Source organism: Marinifaba aquimaris, assembly GCF_013328345.1.
Classification (GTDB): domain Bacteria; phylum Pseudomonadota; class Gammaproteobacteria; order Enterobacterales; family Alteromonadaceae; genus Marinifaba; species Marinifaba aquimaris.
Genome location: NZ_JABULX010000006.1, coordinates 52,934 through 69,105 on the forward strand (window position 1 = coordinate 52,934; position 16,172 = coordinate 69,105).

At 39.8% G+C, this 16,172-nt stretch carries 15 protein-coding genes; 3 read left to right on the forward strand and 12 right to left on the reverse strand.

Features of this window, described 5'->3' with window-relative positions:
* Positions 1–17: 17 nt before the first annotated feature.
* Complete coding sequence (locus HR060_RS05965; protein WP_174199373.1) at positions 18–593, forward strand: CIA30 family protein; 576 nt, start codon at positions 18–20, stop codon at positions 591–593.
* Here HR060_RS05965 and HR060_RS05970 read toward each other — a convergent pair.
* The 5 genes from HR060_RS05970 to HR060_RS05990 form a co-directional block, all read right to left on the reverse strand.
* Positions 578–1,327 carry a class I SAM-dependent methyltransferase gene (locus HR060_RS05970; protein ID WP_174199374.1) on the reverse strand — a complete coding sequence of 250 codons (750 nt, stop codon included), beginning with the start codon at positions 1,325–1,327 and terminating at the stop codon, positions 578–580. The genes HR060_RS05965 and HR060_RS05970 overlap by 16 nt on opposite strands.
* Positions 1,328–1,522: 195 nt before the next feature.
* Positions 1,523–1,882 carry a glutaredoxin family protein gene (locus tag HR060_RS05975; RefSeq protein ID WP_174199375.1) on the reverse strand — a complete coding sequence of 120 codons (360 nt, stop codon included), beginning with the start codon at positions 1,880–1,882 and terminating at the stop codon, positions 1,523–1,525.
* Positions 1,883–2,562: 680 nt separating this feature from the next.
* Entirely contained in the window at positions 2,563–3,177 is a 615-nt protein-coding gene (locus tag HR060_RS05980) for a flavin reductase family protein (RefSeq protein ID WP_174199376.1), read from the reverse strand.
* Between the two features lie 110 nt (positions 3,178–3,287).
* Positions 3,288–4,808, reverse strand: coding sequence for a PepSY domain-containing protein (locus HR060_RS05985; protein WP_174199377.1), 1,521 nt, complete (start codon positions 4,806–4,808; stop codon positions 3,288–3,290).
* 57 nt (positions 4,809–4,865) lie between these two features.
* Positions 4,866–6,977 (reverse strand): TonB-dependent receptor, encoded by a 2,112-nt coding sequence (locus tag HR060_RS05990; protein WP_174199378.1) that lies wholly within the window; start codon positions 6,975–6,977, stop codon positions 4,866–4,868.
* Positions 6,978–7,274: 297 nt separating this feature from the next.
* Between HR060_RS05990 and HR060_RS05995 the strand changes: the two genes are divergently transcribed.
* Positions 7,275–9,035 (forward strand): NHL repeat-containing protein, encoded by a 1,761-nt coding sequence (locus tag HR060_RS05995; protein ID WP_174199379.1) that lies wholly within the window; start codon positions 7,275–7,277, stop codon positions 9,033–9,035.
* Positions 9,036–9,092: 57 nt separating this feature from the next.
* Entirely contained in the window at positions 9,093–9,878 is a 786-nt protein-coding gene (locus HR060_RS06000) for a putative porin (RefSeq protein ID WP_174199380.1), read from the forward strand.
* A gap of 82 nt (positions 9,879–9,960) precedes the next feature.
* On the opposite strand, the gene HR060_RS06005 is transcribed toward HR060_RS06000, so the two are convergent.
* The 7 genes from HR060_RS06005 to lepB all read right to left on the reverse strand — a co-directional run bounded on the left by HR060_RS06005 (position 9,961) and on the right by lepB (position 16,170).
* Positions 9,961–11,466, reverse strand: a complete 1,506-nt coding sequence (locus tag HR060_RS06005; protein ID WP_174199381.1) for an aminoacyl-histidine dipeptidase — start codon at positions 11,464–11,466, stop codon at positions 9,961–9,963.
* Positions 11,467–11,622: 156 nt separating this feature from the next.
* The gene (gene acpS / locus HR060_RS06010; RefSeq protein ID WP_174199382.1) at positions 11,623–11,994 is read right to left on the reverse strand and encodes a holo-ACP synthase; all 372 of its coding nucleotides are present in this window, start codon (positions 11,992–11,994) and stop codon (positions 11,623–11,625) included.
* Positions 11,994–12,728, reverse strand: coding sequence for a pyridoxine 5'-phosphate synthase (gene pdxJ / locus HR060_RS06015; protein ID WP_174199383.1), 735 nt, complete (start codon positions 12,726–12,728; stop codon positions 11,994–11,996). Before pdxJ ends, acpS begins: the two co-directional genes overlap by 1 nt.
* Positions 12,729–12,739: 11 nt before the next feature.
* Positions 12,740–13,450, reverse strand: a complete 711-nt coding sequence (gene recO / locus HR060_RS06020; protein WP_174199384.1) for a DNA repair protein RecO — start codon at positions 13,448–13,450, stop codon at positions 12,740–12,742.
* Positions 13,451–13,604: 154 nt separating this feature from the next.
* Positions 13,605–14,540: a GTPase Era gene (gene era / locus HR060_RS06025; RefSeq protein WP_174199385.1), complete on the reverse strand. Its 936-nt coding sequence runs from the start codon at positions 14,538–14,540 to the stop codon at positions 13,605–13,607.
* Complete coding sequence (rnc, locus tag HR060_RS06030; protein WP_174199386.1) at positions 14,541–15,239, reverse strand: ribonuclease III; 699 nt, start codon at positions 15,237–15,239, stop codon at positions 14,541–14,543.
* Entirely contained in the window at positions 15,226–16,170 is a 945-nt protein-coding gene (lepB, locus tag HR060_RS06035; RefSeq protein WP_174199387.1) for a signal peptidase I, read from the reverse strand. The genes rnc and lepB overlap by 14 nt, the downstream gene beginning before the upstream one ends.
* Positions 16,171–16,172: the final 2 nt, after the last annotated feature.

A 16,172-nucleotide genomic window follows, 5' to 3' on the forward strand; every position in this document is an offset into this window, starting at 1 on the left:
ACAAGGTGACAATAAAAATGAAAAATAACCTTATCAAAAAAGGGCTTTTTGTTTGTTTAGCTTTGCAGCTAATCAATCCGAGCTTCGCTGCCAATAACAATATGAGTTACAAAGACTTATGGCATTATGCTACCGACCCTTACGGTAGTTCGGCAAAAGCACAATTACCACAAACAGATACAGATATTGTCAGTATTGAATTTGATCGCGTTCCACGTGTCGATGTAAAAAGAAACTCTTGGGTTGAACTGATTTATCAACTTGAATCAGGTAATTTAGAAGGCACTAATAAGGTTCTAATTAATTATAAGAGTAGTGCTGATCTTATTTTAAAGTTATCCCAAAAAGATTATGGAAAAGAAGGTGACCAGTCTTATGCTCACTATCAAAAAGTGGTACCACAAGCAAATGACTGGCAAACAATAGAAGTTGATATAAGTAAATTTTCTCGACCAGAATGGACGCCATACCACTCTTCAGATGTTGGAATTATCAAAAAGAACATCGATGCGATTTATTTTGTACCAGACCTAACAGATAAAACAGGCGGCAAAGCGTCGCTGTCGATTAAAAATATTCAATTATCAGAATAGTCCAACTGTTTACTGGCCGTGATAAAAGCAACGTGTTGTTTTTTGATGGTCAGTAACTTCTTCTTCGCTAACGATAAATTACCAAAGTCATAACAATGCCTAACGGTAATATTGCGAAAACCTGCTTTTCTCAACAGTTTCCCCCAAGCTTTGCCAGAGTGAAAACACACACCCACACCCGCGGTATTGGCCCCCATTTTTTTAGTCAATTTAGTTAACGATTTATTAGCTGTTAACCAATAAATTAGCCGACTAGGTAAATCATCTAACACACCGCCATCGTATAAATTTTCAAAAATCACGATATGCCCACCAGGTTTTAGTAGCTGATAAGCTTTTTTAAGTCCTTTAAGCTGGAGCTGCTCAGTATTTTGATACCCTTGGGTAATAAAGTGGTGCAATACCCAATTAAGCTGAATATAGTCAAATTCATTAGCTAAACCGCGATAATCCTGAAAAGTCGACTTTACCAATATTTTTCGATAACTTTGCCTGTTGCGGCTGAGCAGATAATCATCCGGTTCAACTAAAGTGACCTGCGCTTTTGGGTAATTGGCCAACACCTTATCAGCATAAATCCCATTACCGCCACCAATATCGAGTAACTCAAAGGGTAAACCATGATGAATTTGATTAAAGGTCGCTTTAACCACCTTAAAAAAGTTTTCATCGATATACTCAACATCAAATGCCTGTATTTGCTCACTGTCTAATAGTTTTAACGTTGCAGTCATACTCATTACCTCTACGGCTAGTTGAACTAGGTAAATTGCATTAACTGTGCCTAGAAGCTTATACCGCCAAATTATTAATTTTTTTTAATAATGCGAGGCGATTTAGAAAAAAGGAGGTGTTTTATAGCAAATTGCAAAGATATAAACGTGAAGGAAAATGCAAAAAGGCAGCCCTAGCTGCCTTATGGAATAGCTTTAAATGGCTTGTTTTTGTAAAAAAGCAATGATGTCGTTAGATTCGTACATCCATTCGACACTGTCACCTTTTTCTATTCGCAAACAAGGCACCTTCACTTTTCCGCCATGCTCGGCCAATTCGTTACGCGCAACTTCATCGCCTTTTGCGTCTTTGTAATCAATCTGCATGTTCTGACGTTTAATTTCACGGCGCACTTTTACACAAAATGGACAAGCTTTAAATTGGTAAAGACTGAAGTTAGCCGTGATAGCATCTTGTGCTGATTTTTGCTCAATTGATAATTTTCTGGCACGAGGTGTAGTAATAAAATCGAAAAATAAAATGATATTACCTAAAAACCAACGGATAAATTTCATTAGATACTCCTTTGTAATAAGAAGAAAATAGGCGTTGAAAATGCGCATATTCTACCAACTTCTATTTAAGAATCATTAACCATTTGGTTTAAGGTATAACCTGTCTGCGTAATTTAGATGCATTGACTGGATATTCCATTATCACCCTGAATATCGGCATCTATGTGTCTTTTCATCATTTGACAAACGTCTTTCGATTTTTCTCTAGTTACCCCCACATCACCAATACACCTTGGCGTTTAATTGAAGGGTTATTTACTTTTAAATACGAAATGGAAGTAGGCTGTTCAGCAAATAATGCTTAGTAATTAGCCGGTAAATCATCGCGACACAGCTCAACCGACACTTTACAATTACCCTGCTCAAGACAGTGAAGTGCAGTTTGTTCAAACCAAGCTTTGGCGTCATTGCAACCATCAACCGCATCTCGTTCAATATAAGCGACAAAATCTAAATCTCTCGATTTGACTTTATATTGAACTCTTAATTCAGTGTATTTAGGAATAACCGTGTATTGAGGTTGTTCGCTTTTATTTTCATTTTCGAAGAAAAGCTAAAAACTAAATAACCCAGAGCAGCGATTAGAATAAGTGCTTTCATCTTAAATCCTTTTATTTATTGTTATTATCCAAGGCAAACTGTCACTCAAAGCGAGTTAAACCTTGACCATTCCCTTTTTATTAATCAGGTCTTGTCACCTTAAATACTTCAGCCAAGTTGGCGTATTCAGCCCCACCTAAACGCGCTAATGGATCAAGCTTAAGCGCATCAATTTTACTGCGGTTTTTATCATCGACCACAGCAATGCTTTCATCTAAATATGCTTGTTTAACTTCAACAAACATTAGCTTCATCGGTAATTCGCCCATCTCAACCACTTTGTGTAGCTTACAAGCAAATGCAACTTTGCACTGCTTAATGCGAGGTAAAACTGAGCCGTCAAAATCAACTAAGTCTAAATTTAAATTATCTAATTCAGATTCATTATTTGGTAAGGTCGCCGCTGATTCGGTCACGTCATCAGCAAGAGAGCTGTCTGCAATATGAATAACTAAATCGTCAGTGTCTTCAACGTTCACCGCTGAATCTTTATATTCGCCAGTCGGTTTTTTACCGACCGCATACATTAAAATTGCTGGGCTTGAGCTAATTGCTGTGAAATAAGAAAACGGTGCTAGGTTTAACGTACCTTGCTGGTTTTTGGATAAAACCCAAGCAATAGGTCTAGGTACAATCGTTTGAGTTAAGGTGTGGTAAATTTGATTTGGCGATAAGTTGGCAAAATCTAAAATCATCTTGGCTAAATCCTTGATAGTTGTGCCTCTGGGCACTTAATTTAACCAAGATGATAACGACAACAGAAAAACAAAGAAATCCTTTTTAAGGTCACTAACCCATAATTGCGTTAATTAGCGGATCCTACATCAACTGCCGGAGTAGGCTCGACTTGTCTAGCTTTGCGTTTTTTGCGTTTAATCATCGCAATACCCAACACACTCGTAAAAGACAGTAAAACAATAAATATCACCATGAACACATCGCGATTAAATCGCCCGATAAACGGCGTTAAGTGGTTCCATTTATGCAATAAGCTAAACGACCAGCGTTCCGCTCTATCAATTCTTCGGGTTTGATCGACAACTTGGCCTGTACTGGGGTCGATAAACAAAAAGCTCTTTTCAGCATTATCGATATCAACCTGCCAAATAGGTAAACGTTTGTTTCTAAAATCGTAAGTCGGGCCATAGCGGGTTAGTAATTTGGCTTGGGTAACCTCCCCAACATTCACTGTATCATCCGCTTTTAAATAATTTTCCGCTAACCAAATAGCTTGGTTTTTATCGGTATTAAAGTCGGTCTCTTTTAATAAACGACCAGTGTTAGCATTAATATAAATTGCTTTTTTCTCAACACCTTGACCTTTAAATTTTTGTTCACGGCTAATGTTTTTAGCTTGTTCAGCAATACTTAAACGATAAACCAAACCCTGTGGGCTATTGATTAAAGCCATTTGGTTAATCGATTGGTTTTGCAACTGATTTAACCAAGAGAAATCACGACTTAGCGCTGTTGGTACACGTAAGTCATCCCCAATGCGGATCCCTGATACAGGCTCTACATTACTCGCTTGCAATAAATGATAAAAGCCGCTGACCGACCATCCCAGTAGTGGCAACCATAGGGCATAAGCCATCATACGATGGTAACGACGACGCTTTTGCTTAATTTTGCGATTTTTAATGGTCATCACCAATGCCAAGCCTGTCGCGGAAAACGCCAAAAGACAAAGCATAAATAAAGCCACTAAAATCACTCGGCCAAATTCTAAATTATCTAAGAATTTAAAGGTGTGAAGCTGAACAAATATCGCATGTAAAACTTTTTTACTGTCATTCGTTAAGCTAGCTAATGCCATCGTTTCTGTATGAAAAAAGGCGCGAGTGCCATCTTGATAATCAATTCGGTAAACAGGAAGTAAGCGATTTACCCAAGGATAATGAGCGTCATAATCACGCTGAAACTTCACTTCAGACACTTCATCAGCTGATTTACCTAAGTAGTACTGACCTAACCAAATAGCCTGATTAAGATCTTGCTCTTTGACCTCTTCACCTGTATTCACATTCAGGTAGCGCCTAGGGTTTAACTCACCTGAAGTTAGCTGTAATAAAGGTCCCTGTTCACTCGGAACGAGTTTGGCAACTTTAACGCCATCAGGCAGTTTATCCTGCTCTAACAACTGAGGTAAGTTAGCTAATTGCTGACTGTTTACCTGCATTTGAGGTGGAAAAAAGGTTTTAGCCTTTGGGCCAAACCAAGACATTAACGGATGGGTTAAGCCGCTAAGCGCCCAAACCAATACACCGATGGCACCATACCATGCCAACTTATTATGCCAATTAAGGCTTAAACGTCTGATATCCATTATTTTAGTTCTCCGTGAAAGGCAATTAGCCCCAAAACGGGGCTAATATTGCTTTTACTAAAATTGATAGTTAAATCCAGCGTAGAAAGTACGAGGTAAACCTGGGCGATAGGTTAACTTAGTTGACCCCACCTGATTTGAAGTCCAATTAGAATATAGCTTGTCACCGAGGTTAATCCCTCTGAAGTAAACAGCCCAATTATCATCAATTTCATAACGCGCTCTTAAGTTGACCAAATCATGGCCACCGTACTTTTGCGTATTGGTTTGATCTGTGTAGTACTCACCTAAATGACTGACTTCTAATTCAACACGCAAGCCTTCAGCGTACTTTGGATAATAAGCTAAACGCGCATTTGCCATGGTTTCTGGCGCTTTACTGACATCATTTCCAGCGAAGTTTAATGATTTGCTACAGAAGCAATCCCTTGAGAAATACACATAAGCAAAGTCTTCATATGTTTGTTCGGTGTAGCTTCCCGAAATACCAAACTGCAACTCTTCAGTCAGTTCGATATCAAAACCAAGCTCAATGCCTTTATGCTCAGTTTCACCTGCATTTCGCGCAACTCGCGTATCATCTTCAATGACACTTAAGATTTCATCTTCAATCGTCATGTCATAAATCGCAACTTCATAGCTAAAGCGATTATTAATTTGACCTCTAAAACCTATTTCAACGCTAGTGCTTGTCACCGGTTCAAGTTCTGTGCTTTCTTTAGCTGAACCAGGACGGAATAACGCACCAACTGTAGGGGCACGAAACGCATGGCGGTAACTAAAATAAACGTTGTGATCATCATTGAATTGATAAACAGCACCCAGTTTTGGGCTGAAGTTGTCGTAATCAACTTTTTGAGATTCAGGTCGAAGGTGTGAATAATCAAACTGGCTGGCCGCCAACTTGTCGGTGTAGTCCACTTCAAAATAATCATAACGCACCCCCGCAGTTACGCGAAAATGCTCTGTTGCCTGCCATTCAGTATGCACATATGGAGAGATACTCGTTTGGTCTGCATCAAACGCGTAATTTTGCACACCCGTTTTCGTATAATCGACGTAGTAATCGCCTTCTTTTGTCACGTCAATCTTGTCTTCGGTATAGCTTGAAGGCGTGTAATCCATATCAACACCGACAATCCATTCAAAAGCACCGTCAAGCTCAGTTTGGCGATATTTGGTCATTAAGCCGAAAGATTCAAATTCATAATTGCGCAAATTAGGGTCATAACTCATCATCCAGCTTGGCATCATATCCATATCGTTATTGCGATAAAATGGCGTAACTGTGAATAACGCATCATCATTGACTTGGTAACTAAACTCACTCGAAAGACGAATTGCTGTCATCTCGCGATAACCCAAATCATTTAAATAGTAGTTTTGTTTAGGGTTATTTTTATAATCATCGTACTCAAGTGACGATAAGCCCGATTGATCTACATCGGTGTAGCTAAACACTGTTTTGTTATCCCAATTTTCAGATAACTGACTATCAACTCGAGACGTAAATGACATGCGATCATACTCAGCATCATCGCGATAACCTTCGTTATCAGTGATATTTAAATCAATGCGTGCCGAAGTATCTTCTGTGATTGCATTACCAATTGAAAATAAGCCTCGTGTCCAACCATTCTCGCCTACTTCTAAATTGGTCTCGACAGCTAAGCTTTCTGGGGCGGCTTTAGTAATACTGTTAATCACCCCACCAATAGCATCACTGCCGTATAGAGCAGAACCTGGGCCCTTTATCACCTCAATGCGACTTGATTGCGGAATGTTAATTTCGTATAGGCCGTTGTGATTAAAAAAACCTGTTGGCCGGGTTGGAATACCATCTTCTAAGAAAAGGTAAACACCAGATGTGGTTATTGGCTGACGAATGGCTGTCATATGCCCCTCACCACCTGTACTATTAATGTGCACACCAGCAATGCGGTTTAACGCTTCAGAAGGATGGGCAGGAGAGATTTCTTTTAATGCTTGCTCATCAATGACCCCTACCGATTCAGTTAACTCGACAGTGGGTTTTGCTTCTCGCGTCGTGGTTACAACAATGCGTTCCATGACATTATTATCAACTTCGTCGCGCGCGTCCTCGGCAACAGCGTATGTAGAAGAAGCCATTAAGATGGCAAAAGTAATTGGCGTCAGTTGAGTTTTCATACAAATTTATAATTGTTAAAATTTAGTTACATTTCTAAGCCCGCATTATAAGTAGGTATGTGACTTTGAAAATGCGACAAATTGTCGCAGGGCAACCAACAGGCAAGCAAATAGACTATTTATCAGACAGTTAAAGCCGTTTAACCGAGAACAACACACACCTTTTCAGCAGTGCAAAAAGTTAAATAAAAGTTAACAAAAAACCATTTAATGTAAAAACTATGTGATTTTCTTGCTTGTCATTTAACTCAGAGGATGAAAAAATATTGTTTATTTGACAGTTCAAGGAAGTAAAAAGTGGAAGGGAAATCACTGATTGCCGCTGTCGCCATCGTAACTGGCGCGATATTAAGTTTCATTATTTGGCAAACGGGTAATATTCTACAAACCCAAAGTGAGCGCTTTGGTTTTTTCAAGCAACATAACCAACATCTGATCATTACTCATGGTCAACACGTTTTTTGGTTAAATGAGCAAAACAAAATAAGCCGAAAACTCGATATCAATCAAACATTCAAGCTCAATAAATTCGGCGATTACGACTTTTTCAACAATGGCGACATTCTGCTTTATCACCGACAAGCCCGGCACGATTTTTTCACTGGTATCGCGCAACTTTTGCGTTTGCGAAAACAAACACAATATCAAAGTTCAACACACCAAATGGGTGAAGAAGGTTTTTACCGCTGTGACACTCAAACATTTCAATGTGCGCCTTTTGGCACTGGTTTGCCTAAACTCTCTAGAAGTTTTCGCATAGCGATAGATAGATTTAAAGATACCGTCTATTTGGCTGATACTAGTGCTCATCAAATATATAAAATCAATGCCCAAGGCATGATTACAGGTATGTCTGCCGATAATGAATTTACTTTTCCAAATCAAATTAGCTTGATAAACAACCAAGTATTTGTTGCTGATACCAATAACCATCGAATCGTCAAAATAGATAATGCAGATTTAACTTTTGGCCAGCCTCTATTTAGCTTTATTGCAACAACAAATAAGCGACGTTGGCCGCATCAGTTTACTTTTGATGGAGAACATTTTTGGGTCAATATTGCCGATTCCAATATGGCTTTTGGCCAGATAGCTAAGTTTGATGTAAATGGTCGCCAAGTAAAAACCGTTCATTTACCTTTAAGCCCCGATCCATTTGCCCTAACATTTTGGCAACAGCAAGTTTGGTTAACTGATTTTGAAACGGGTCGAATTGAGCGTATCAGTATGCAAGATCAAAGCTTAGGGATATTTTTATTGCCTGAATTTATTGAACTTGAAAAAACAGCACAAGCGCAAAAAACGAAAGGAGAAGAGGTCAGTTTATACGGTGCAGTGCTGTTTGGTTTTGTACTCATAGGTGGATTTATTGCTGCGTTTAAATTAGAAAATGAGCAAACAAAATACACTTTTAAACAGCTGACAAAAAATGCGACCGATTTAGCGATAGAGCAAGCACAAAGGGATAACAGTGAGCCGCAGCCTGCCTTATCAAATGCGAAAACCGTTTGGGTCACTAACCGAGTGGTTAAATATAAAAAGCGTATCATGCTGTTTTTATTTGCTTTCTCAACACTGCTATTTATCAGTGTAGTTGGTTTTGCCATCGCTTTATATCAGCACAATTTGGCAACAGGAGCGCTCGATCATAGCCTCATCCCTCTACTCATTCTGTCACTCTTTATGTTTATCATGCTAAAAATGATGCTGACATTAACCAATAGACTCAACCTGGCAGAAATTGGAGTGAAAGGCGATCAGCTAATCGTAAAACAAGGTGAAAAAGAAGACTTGTTAGCACTTAATCAAGTGCGCTACTCGCCAACTTACTTAATCACTAAACAAATTTGTATGCCGATTGCACACGGACAGATGAAATTATTTGATAGCCAAGAAATGTCGCGCTATGTTTTCTCTCAACTGAAAACACAAAATAAGCTGGTAGGTTTTGCTTTGTTTAAACATTTATGGCAGCAAAAAGAACCTTTATTCACCAGCCAATTAATTTTTATCAGCAGTGTTATTGTTGTTGGCGTTGCTTTGCAGTTTTTTATTTAACAAAACACTTATCTAATCTTTTAAAATATTAAAATCTTCCAATCACAGGAATAAACAATGAAATTTAAGATCTTAGCCGCTCTAGTATTAGCGTCTAGCAGTACAATGGCCGCAGAAAGTTACCGTTCTTTTTCGAACTTATCTTATGCAGATAATGATTATGGTGACATCACCCTCATCAACACACGTTACTATCTAGCAGATCAAGAAACATTAGGGCCACTTGATGAAACAGGTTACCTGGATACAGACACTAACTTTGGTGGCTATTTCTCAACAACAGACAATGTCGATAATGTTGGTGTAGATGCAGAAGTCTTTTTTGGCCGTTTTTTAGTCGGTGCAGGTTATGACTATAGCGATACCGACTTTTCAGACTCGGACACCTTCTCTGCCAGCGTTGGTTACTTAATGGGCGATAACATCAAGTTCAAAGTAACGGGTTATGACCCTGAATATGGCGATAGTTATTTTATTTTCCAAGCGCAATACGTACACAAATTAGAGGGTGTTGATTACCTCGGTTTTACCTTCTCAACCGATGACGATACTGATTTAGTGAGCCTTTCATCTTATTATTTTGCAGCATTGCAAAATAGCCAATATGTAAAAGCGCAGCTCGATATGGTTGATACCGACTATGATACTTATTGGTCAGCTAGAGGGGATTTTTATTTCAATGCCATGACATCAGTTTATTTAGGTGCTGATGACAATGACAACTACACAGCAGGAGCTCAACACTATTTTACGAGAAACTGGGCAGTTGCAGCTGAATACGTTAATAACACAGATGATTCAGATGCGAGTACAATTCAAGCTCGCCTAACCGCTCAATTTTAGTCGCTTTTAGTCAAGCCGAAACAAAAAAAGCGAGGCAGTAATTACTGACTCGCTTTTTAAAATCACGTGTAAAATTTGATACTTAGCTATTACGACTTGGAATATTTTCAAGTACCGCTAGTAACAACTGCCAATACAAACCAACTGTTCTTACGTTAACTTTCTCATCAGGTGAGTGTGGAAAACGGATAGTTGGACCAATCGAAACCATATCCATTTCAGGGTAAGGTTCTTTGAATAAACCACACTCTAAACCTGCGTGAATAACCATGATATTTGGTTTGTGGCCATATAAGCCATCGTAAACATCTCGAACAATTGCCATCACAGGTGAACTATTATCAGGTTTCCAACCAGGATAAGCCCCGTTAGATTCAAATTCAGCTCCCGTTAACTCGGCTAAAGCAGCCAATGAGTTCACTACGCCATCACGGGCGTTGTCATCAAGTGAACGGACTAAAAATAGTGCTTGAGCTTGTGTATCAGTAATCGTTAATACACCTAAATTTAAAGACGTTTCTGTCACGCCTTCAATTTCATCACTCATACGCGTTACGCCATTTGGACTCGCGTGTAAAAATGCCAATAACTTAGCTTGTGCAGCCTGAGTGAATACCTGTTCTGGTGCATCAGCAGGTGTTAATGATAATTCAATGCCACCTTCTGCAATTGCATATTCTTTATCAATAATCGCTTTAAATGTCTCAAGTGCTTGCTCAAGATCGGCTTTTTTATCTTCAGCGATTACAAATTGCATTTGTGCTTCACGCGGGATGGCATTTCTCAATGTTCCGCCTGTTATCGAAGTAAGCTGTAGTCCAAGCTCAACATGATGCCCATAAGCAAAGCGCGATAGTAATTTGATCGCATTACCACGGCCCATATGAATGTTACAGCCTGAGTGGCCACCTTTAAGACCTGAAATCGCTAAGCTGTAACTGAGACCGGCTTGGGCAGCTTGATATTCAACAGGGACAGTGACTTGGGCATCACAACCGCCGGCACAGCCCATGTAAACTTCACCTTCTTGCTCTGAATCGGTATTGATTAGAATTTCAGCTTCAAGCGTGCCAGCTTCCAAACCAAAAGCCCCTGTCATGCCCGCTTCTTCATCAACCGTTAATAGCACCTCGAGTTTAGGGTGAGCAATATCATCCGCTTCAAGTACAGCAAGTGCTGAGGCCATTCCGATACCGTTATCTGAACCTAATGTCGTTCCTGTCGCTTTAACCCATTCATCGGTTGTACCGTCAGTATCTGTATCTTCTACCACGTAAGGTAAAATAGCGTCGGTTTCAAAGTTGAACGGCGTATCAGAGTTAGCTTGTGGCACCATATCTAAATGGGCTTGAATCACAACCGTTTTACGGTCTTCCATACCTTGGCTTGCAGGCTTGCGTAATATCAGGTTACCTATATTATCTTCGACACAAGTAATGCCCTTGTTATCAGCCCAAGCTTGGATGTGCGCTTTTAATTTAGCTTCATGTTTTGAAGGGTGAGGAATATCACAAATTTGTTGGAACCAATTCCAAAGCGGCTTTGGCGATAAATCGGCCAGTTTTTTGTCTAGCTTTACTGAAGACATTAAGATCACCTTAACTTTTAATCTGTCATTGTTTTTACAACAACGAGTCTATCATAGGGCAATCTAGTGGGGCTTGCTTTACAGATTAACAAGCTGTAAATACTATTCCACGCAAAGCTGTAAAGCGTAAATTAGGTAAGACGCTAAACAAGTAAATTAATCAGTTTCGAGTAAGACAGTAGCCACCGCATAGTGTTTTTCATCACTAATAGATAGATGACAATGCACGATACCTGCATCATCCATTATTGTTTTGGCTTTGCCTTGAACAATTAAATACGGCTGACCAGAACTTTTATTGGCAACGATAAAATCGTGAAAACTAATGCCTTGTGCGATGCCTGTGCCAAGCGCTTTACTAGCGGCTTCTTTTGCCGCAAAGCGTTTAGCTAAATAGCGATGAGGCTGCTTCTTGTTTTGATACTCAACAAGTTCTTCTTTTGCTAACACGCGTTCGGCAAAGCGAGCTGAAACCGTTTCAAAACGAACGATTTCAGCAATATCAGTACCTATTCCAAAAATGGCCATTAGGCTTGTCTTGCCTCTAACATCAAGCGTTTCATATCGGCTACCGCTTTTGCTAGGCCATCAAACGCAGCCCGAGCAATAATTGCATGCCCTATGTTTAACTCAATGATTTGAGGAATAGCGGCAATAGGCTTAACGTTATGGTAATGCAAACCATGACCGGCATTTACTTTTAGTCCAATCGCATCAGCGTATTCAATACCCTCGACTAACTTGGCTAATTCAGCCTCTTGCTCAGCTTCTGTTGTTGCTTCGGCGTACTGGCCGGTATGAATTTCAATATAAGGCGCACCTGTCGCTTTGGCAGCATCAATTTGTGCTTTATCAGCATCAATAAATAATGATGTTTGGGTGCCAATTGCCTCTAAACGCTCAACCGCATCCGTTATTTTTGTTAACTGCCCAGCTACATCCAAGCCACCTTCAGTGGTTAACTCTTCGCGCTTTTCAGGCACTAAACAACAAAACTCAGGCTTAGTTTGTTCAGCAATAGATAGCATTTCTTCTGTCACGGCCATCTCTAGATTCATTCGTGTACCTAGCGTCTCACGAAGAATACGAACATCTCTATCTTTAATGTGACGTCTGTCTTCTCTTAAGTGAATAGTAATACCGTCAGCACCCGCATGCTCTGCAACCGATGCAGCGTGGACAGGATCGGGATAATCAGTCCCTCGTGCGTTTCTTAATGTAGCAATATGATCGATATTCACACCGAGTAAGATGTCTTTCATCTTGATAAACCTTATTTTTTGCTAGGATGTTTTTTCAATATAGGGTTAAACAACTCCCTACTTTTTAACACCTGACCTTTTAAATGATATTGCACCAACTGGCGCATTAACTGTTTTGCGTGTTTGAGCGTATTATCACTTGCCCAATTTTGCTCGGCAATAGCTTTTATCACCTGACCTAAATATTGATACCTTGCATGAGGATAAGCGTTAACAAAGCCTTGCTCGGGTAAACAGACATAATACTTGTCATCTTGGATGTCAACGCCATCATCTGCTGTTTGCAAAAAGTCGGGTAACACGCCAAGGTCATTGAGTAGTTCAAATTCAAACTCACGTAAAATCAACTCCAGAGCTTCATCTGAATTGAGTCGATTCAGTGTTATTTGATACAGATGAAATAAGTTTTCTGGATCAAATGTTTGTTTAACTAACTTGACCAACAACTCATTTAAATAAAACGCAGAATAAAAACGTTCACCTTGAATAGCTAAACTCTCACCTACTTGCTCGAGTTGCTCAACAAAATACAAATCTCCCTGCCCAGCTTTTAAACTTAACTGCAACGGCGTAAAAACTTGAAAAGGATTGGTATATTTTTGCTTATGTGCCATGACCGTAACACGGCCATTGAGCTCAGTTAATAAATCACATATCAGTGATTTTTCTCGATATGGTTTAGCGTGCAGTACGTACGCTTGTTGCAAAACTGAAGATGGCATAAAAGCTAGCTTAGGTAAGTATCAACAAAGCCTAACGGAAAGTGAAAAACAAATAAAGTATTGCGGCCTGCTTTTAGCTCAATCGATATTTAGAAACAAGCGTAGAAAAATGATTAATCAAAAAAGGTTAGCAAGCGCTAACCTTTTTTAGATATTAAGCTTTAAAATCGTCACCATAACCTAGGCTTCGAAGCGCGCGCTCATCATCCGCCCAACCGGATTTAACTTTAACCCAAAGTTCAAGGTGCACTTTGTAATCAATCAGGTGTTCAATTTCACGACGCGCATCACGCCCAATGGCTTTGATACGCTCACCTTTGTTACCAATAACAATGGCTTTTTGGCCTTTTCGCTCAACCAAGATCAAAGCATTGATATAACAAACGCCGTTATCTTCGTATTGGAAGCCTTCAATTTCAACGGTTACATCATAGGGCAGCTCTTCACCTGTATTGCGCATCAGTTTTTCACGAATAATTTCACTAACCATAAAGCGTGTTGAGCGATCAGTAAAATACTCTTCAGGGAAGAAAAACTCACAGGGTTTTAAGTGACTTCGAACCAGCTCAGTTAATGGCTCAATCGATTGCACTTTAGTTGCGCTGATAGGCACAATTTGTAAAAAATCATGCTTTTGAGAAAGCTCAGACAAATGAGGTAATAGCTCATCTTTATCTTGTACTAAATCCACTTTGTTGATCACAAGTACACAAGGCAAACCACTGTCTTTGATTTTCTTAAGCACCATATCATCATCTTTTTCCCAGTGAGTCCCCTCAACTAAGAATAAAATGAGTTCAACATCGGCTAGTGATGTACTCGCAGCGCGGTTCATCAGACGGTTAATGGCACGCTTTTCTTCAGAGTGAAGACCGGGAGTATCGACATAAACAGTTTGATAGTTTTCAACCGTATCTATACCAACAATACGATGGCGTGTCGTTTGCGGTTTGCGTGATGTGATACTGACCTTTTGGCCAATAATTTGATTAAGAAGAGTTGATTTGCCGACATTGGGGCGGCCAACAATGGCAACCAAGCCTGCATAAGTTTGCTCTGCTTGGTTCTCGTTTTCAAAATTTTCAGTCATTTAATTGGCCTGATTGATTTGTTGTAATACTAAGCGAGCAGCTTCTTGCTCTGCTTTTCGACGACTGGTTCCTTTGGCTTGAACCTTATGTCCTAAGTCGTCGACACTACAACTCACTGTAAAAGTCTGATTGTGCTCTTGGCCGGTAATTTGAGTCACTTCGTATACAGGTAAAGCATGTTTTCTTTGTTGCAACCATTCTTGCAACTGAGTTTTGCTATCTTTTTGCGATTGCCCTGGTTGAATGGTAGCCAGTTTTTCTTGATACCAATCTAAAATCTTCTGCTTCGTTTGCACCATATCTGAATCGAGATAAATAGCCCCGATAATGGCTTCAAATGCATCTTCTAAAATAGATGAGCGGCGCTTGCCACCCGATTTCATTTCACCTGGACCAAGTATTAAATACTCGCTCAAACCAAAGTCATTTGCCATTTGAGTCAGCGTTTCGCCTCTGACTAAAGTCGAGCGCATACGCGTTAATTCACCTTCATCTGAACGAGGGAATTTCTCAAATAACACTTCAGCAATCACATAACTAAGAATTGAGTCGCCTAAAAACTCAAGTCTTTCGTTGTGATCACCTTTTGCACTTCGATGTGTAAGCGCGGTCACCAAAAGCGACTGGTCATTAAACTGATAACCAATCGCTTGATATAAAGGCTTGTAAGAAACTAATCTGAGTTTATTTTGCGCCATTTTCTATGCCACCTAAACGGCTGAAGCGGATATCACTTGGTACAAAACCTGGCAGCCAATCATCTGAAGGACGATTAAATTCAAAACTCATCCAAATAGCGACCGCTTCACCGACAAGTTGCTCACGAGTCACAAATCCCCAAAAACGACTGTCAGTTGAGTTATCTCGGTTATCACCTAATACAAAGTACTGCCCTTCTGGAACAACCCACTCATCTTGTTGAGTAGAAGGCTGCTGGAAGTATGCCCCCACGCGATCTGCAACAGCAGGGTTCACTAAGATATTGTGCTCAACATCTAACAAATTAGATTCGTACTGCTCAAGTGGATAAGGACCTTGGAAAAATGCGCCTTGTTCATCCGTTGGTTCTAATTTTGCTTGTATGTAATTACGCGAACAATCGGTTGCATCTGCATCACACTTTGGTAAAACAAATAAGTGTTTGTTGCGGTAGATAATGCGATCACCAGGTAAACCTACAACGCGTTTAATATAATCTAACGTTGGGTTTTCTGGGTATTTGAAAACTGCAATATCGCCTCTTTCAGGTCCATCAAACTCAACGATGTTTTTTGCCGTTACCGGGTTTTTAAGCCCATATGCGTACTTTTCTACCAAGATAAAATCACCAACGAGCAAGGTTGGCATCATGGAACCTGATGGGATTTGGAATGGTTCGTACAAAAATGAACGTAATACAAACACGAAAGCAACAACCGGGAAGATACCTTCAGCAAATTCTGCTACAGCATTTTGCGGTGCAATTTTTGCCTTGGTTTCTTCATCGACATTGGCTAACTCAGGGTTGCCAGCAATGGCCGCCGCGAGCTTTTCTTTACGTTTCGGAGCATAAACAAAATAGTCAATTGCCCAGATCACACCTGTGATCAAAGTTGCAAAAGTTAAAAAAATCGAAAAGTAACCCGCCATGT

Excerpts from the sequence above, each read along its gene's own strand:
- HR060_RS05965 (WP_174199373.1), top strand. The coding sequence starts at position 18 with ATGAAAAATAACCTTATCAAAAAAGGGCTTTTTGTTTGTTTAGCTTTG.
- HR060_RS05970 (WP_174199374.1), bottom strand. The coding sequence starts at position 1,327 with ATGACTGCAACGTTAAAACTATTAGACAGTGAGCAAATACAGGCATTT.
- HR060_RS05975 (WP_174199375.1), bottom strand. The coding sequence starts at position 1,882 with ATGAAATTTATCCGTTGGTTTTTAGGTAATATCATTTTATTTTTCGAT.
- HR060_RS05980 (WP_174199376.1), bottom strand. The coding sequence starts at position 3,177 with ATGATTTTAGATTTTGCCAACTTATCGCCAAATCAAATTTACCACACC.
- HR060_RS05985 (WP_174199377.1), bottom strand. The coding sequence starts at position 4,808 with ATGGATATCAGACGTTTAAGCCTTAATTGGCATAATAAGTTGGCATGG.
- HR060_RS05990 (WP_174199378.1), bottom strand. The coding sequence starts at position 6,977 with ATGAAAACTCAACTGACGCCAATTACTTTTGCCATCTTAATGGCTTCT.
- HR060_RS06000 (WP_174199380.1), top strand. The coding sequence starts at position 9,093 with ATGAAATTTAAGATCTTAGCCGCTCTAGTATTAGCGTCTAGCAGTACA.
- HR060_RS06005 (WP_174199381.1), bottom strand. The coding sequence starts at position 11,466 with ATGTCTTCAGTAAAGCTAGACAAAAAACTGGCCGATTTATCGCCAAAG.
- acpS (WP_174199382.1), bottom strand. The coding sequence starts at position 11,994 with ATGGCCATTTTTGGAATAGGTACTGATATTGCTGAAATCGTTCGTTTT.
- pdxJ (WP_174199383.1), bottom strand. The coding sequence starts at position 12,728 with ATGAAAGACATCTTACTCGGTGTGAATATCGATCATATTGCTACATTA.
- recO (WP_174199384.1), bottom strand. The coding sequence starts at position 13,450 with ATGCCATCTTCAGTTTTGCAACAAGCGTACGTACTGCACGCTAAACCA.
- era (WP_174199385.1), bottom strand. The coding sequence starts at position 14,540 with ATGACTGAAAATTTTGAAAACGAGAACCAAGCAGAGCAAACTTATGCA.
- rnc (WP_174199386.1), bottom strand. The coding sequence starts at position 15,239 with ATGGCGCAAAATAAACTCAGATTAGTTTCTTACAAGCCTTTATATCAA.
- lepB (WP_174199387.1), bottom strand. The coding sequence starts at position 16,170 with ATGGCGGGTTACTTTTCGATTTTTTTAACTTTTGCAACTTTGATCACA.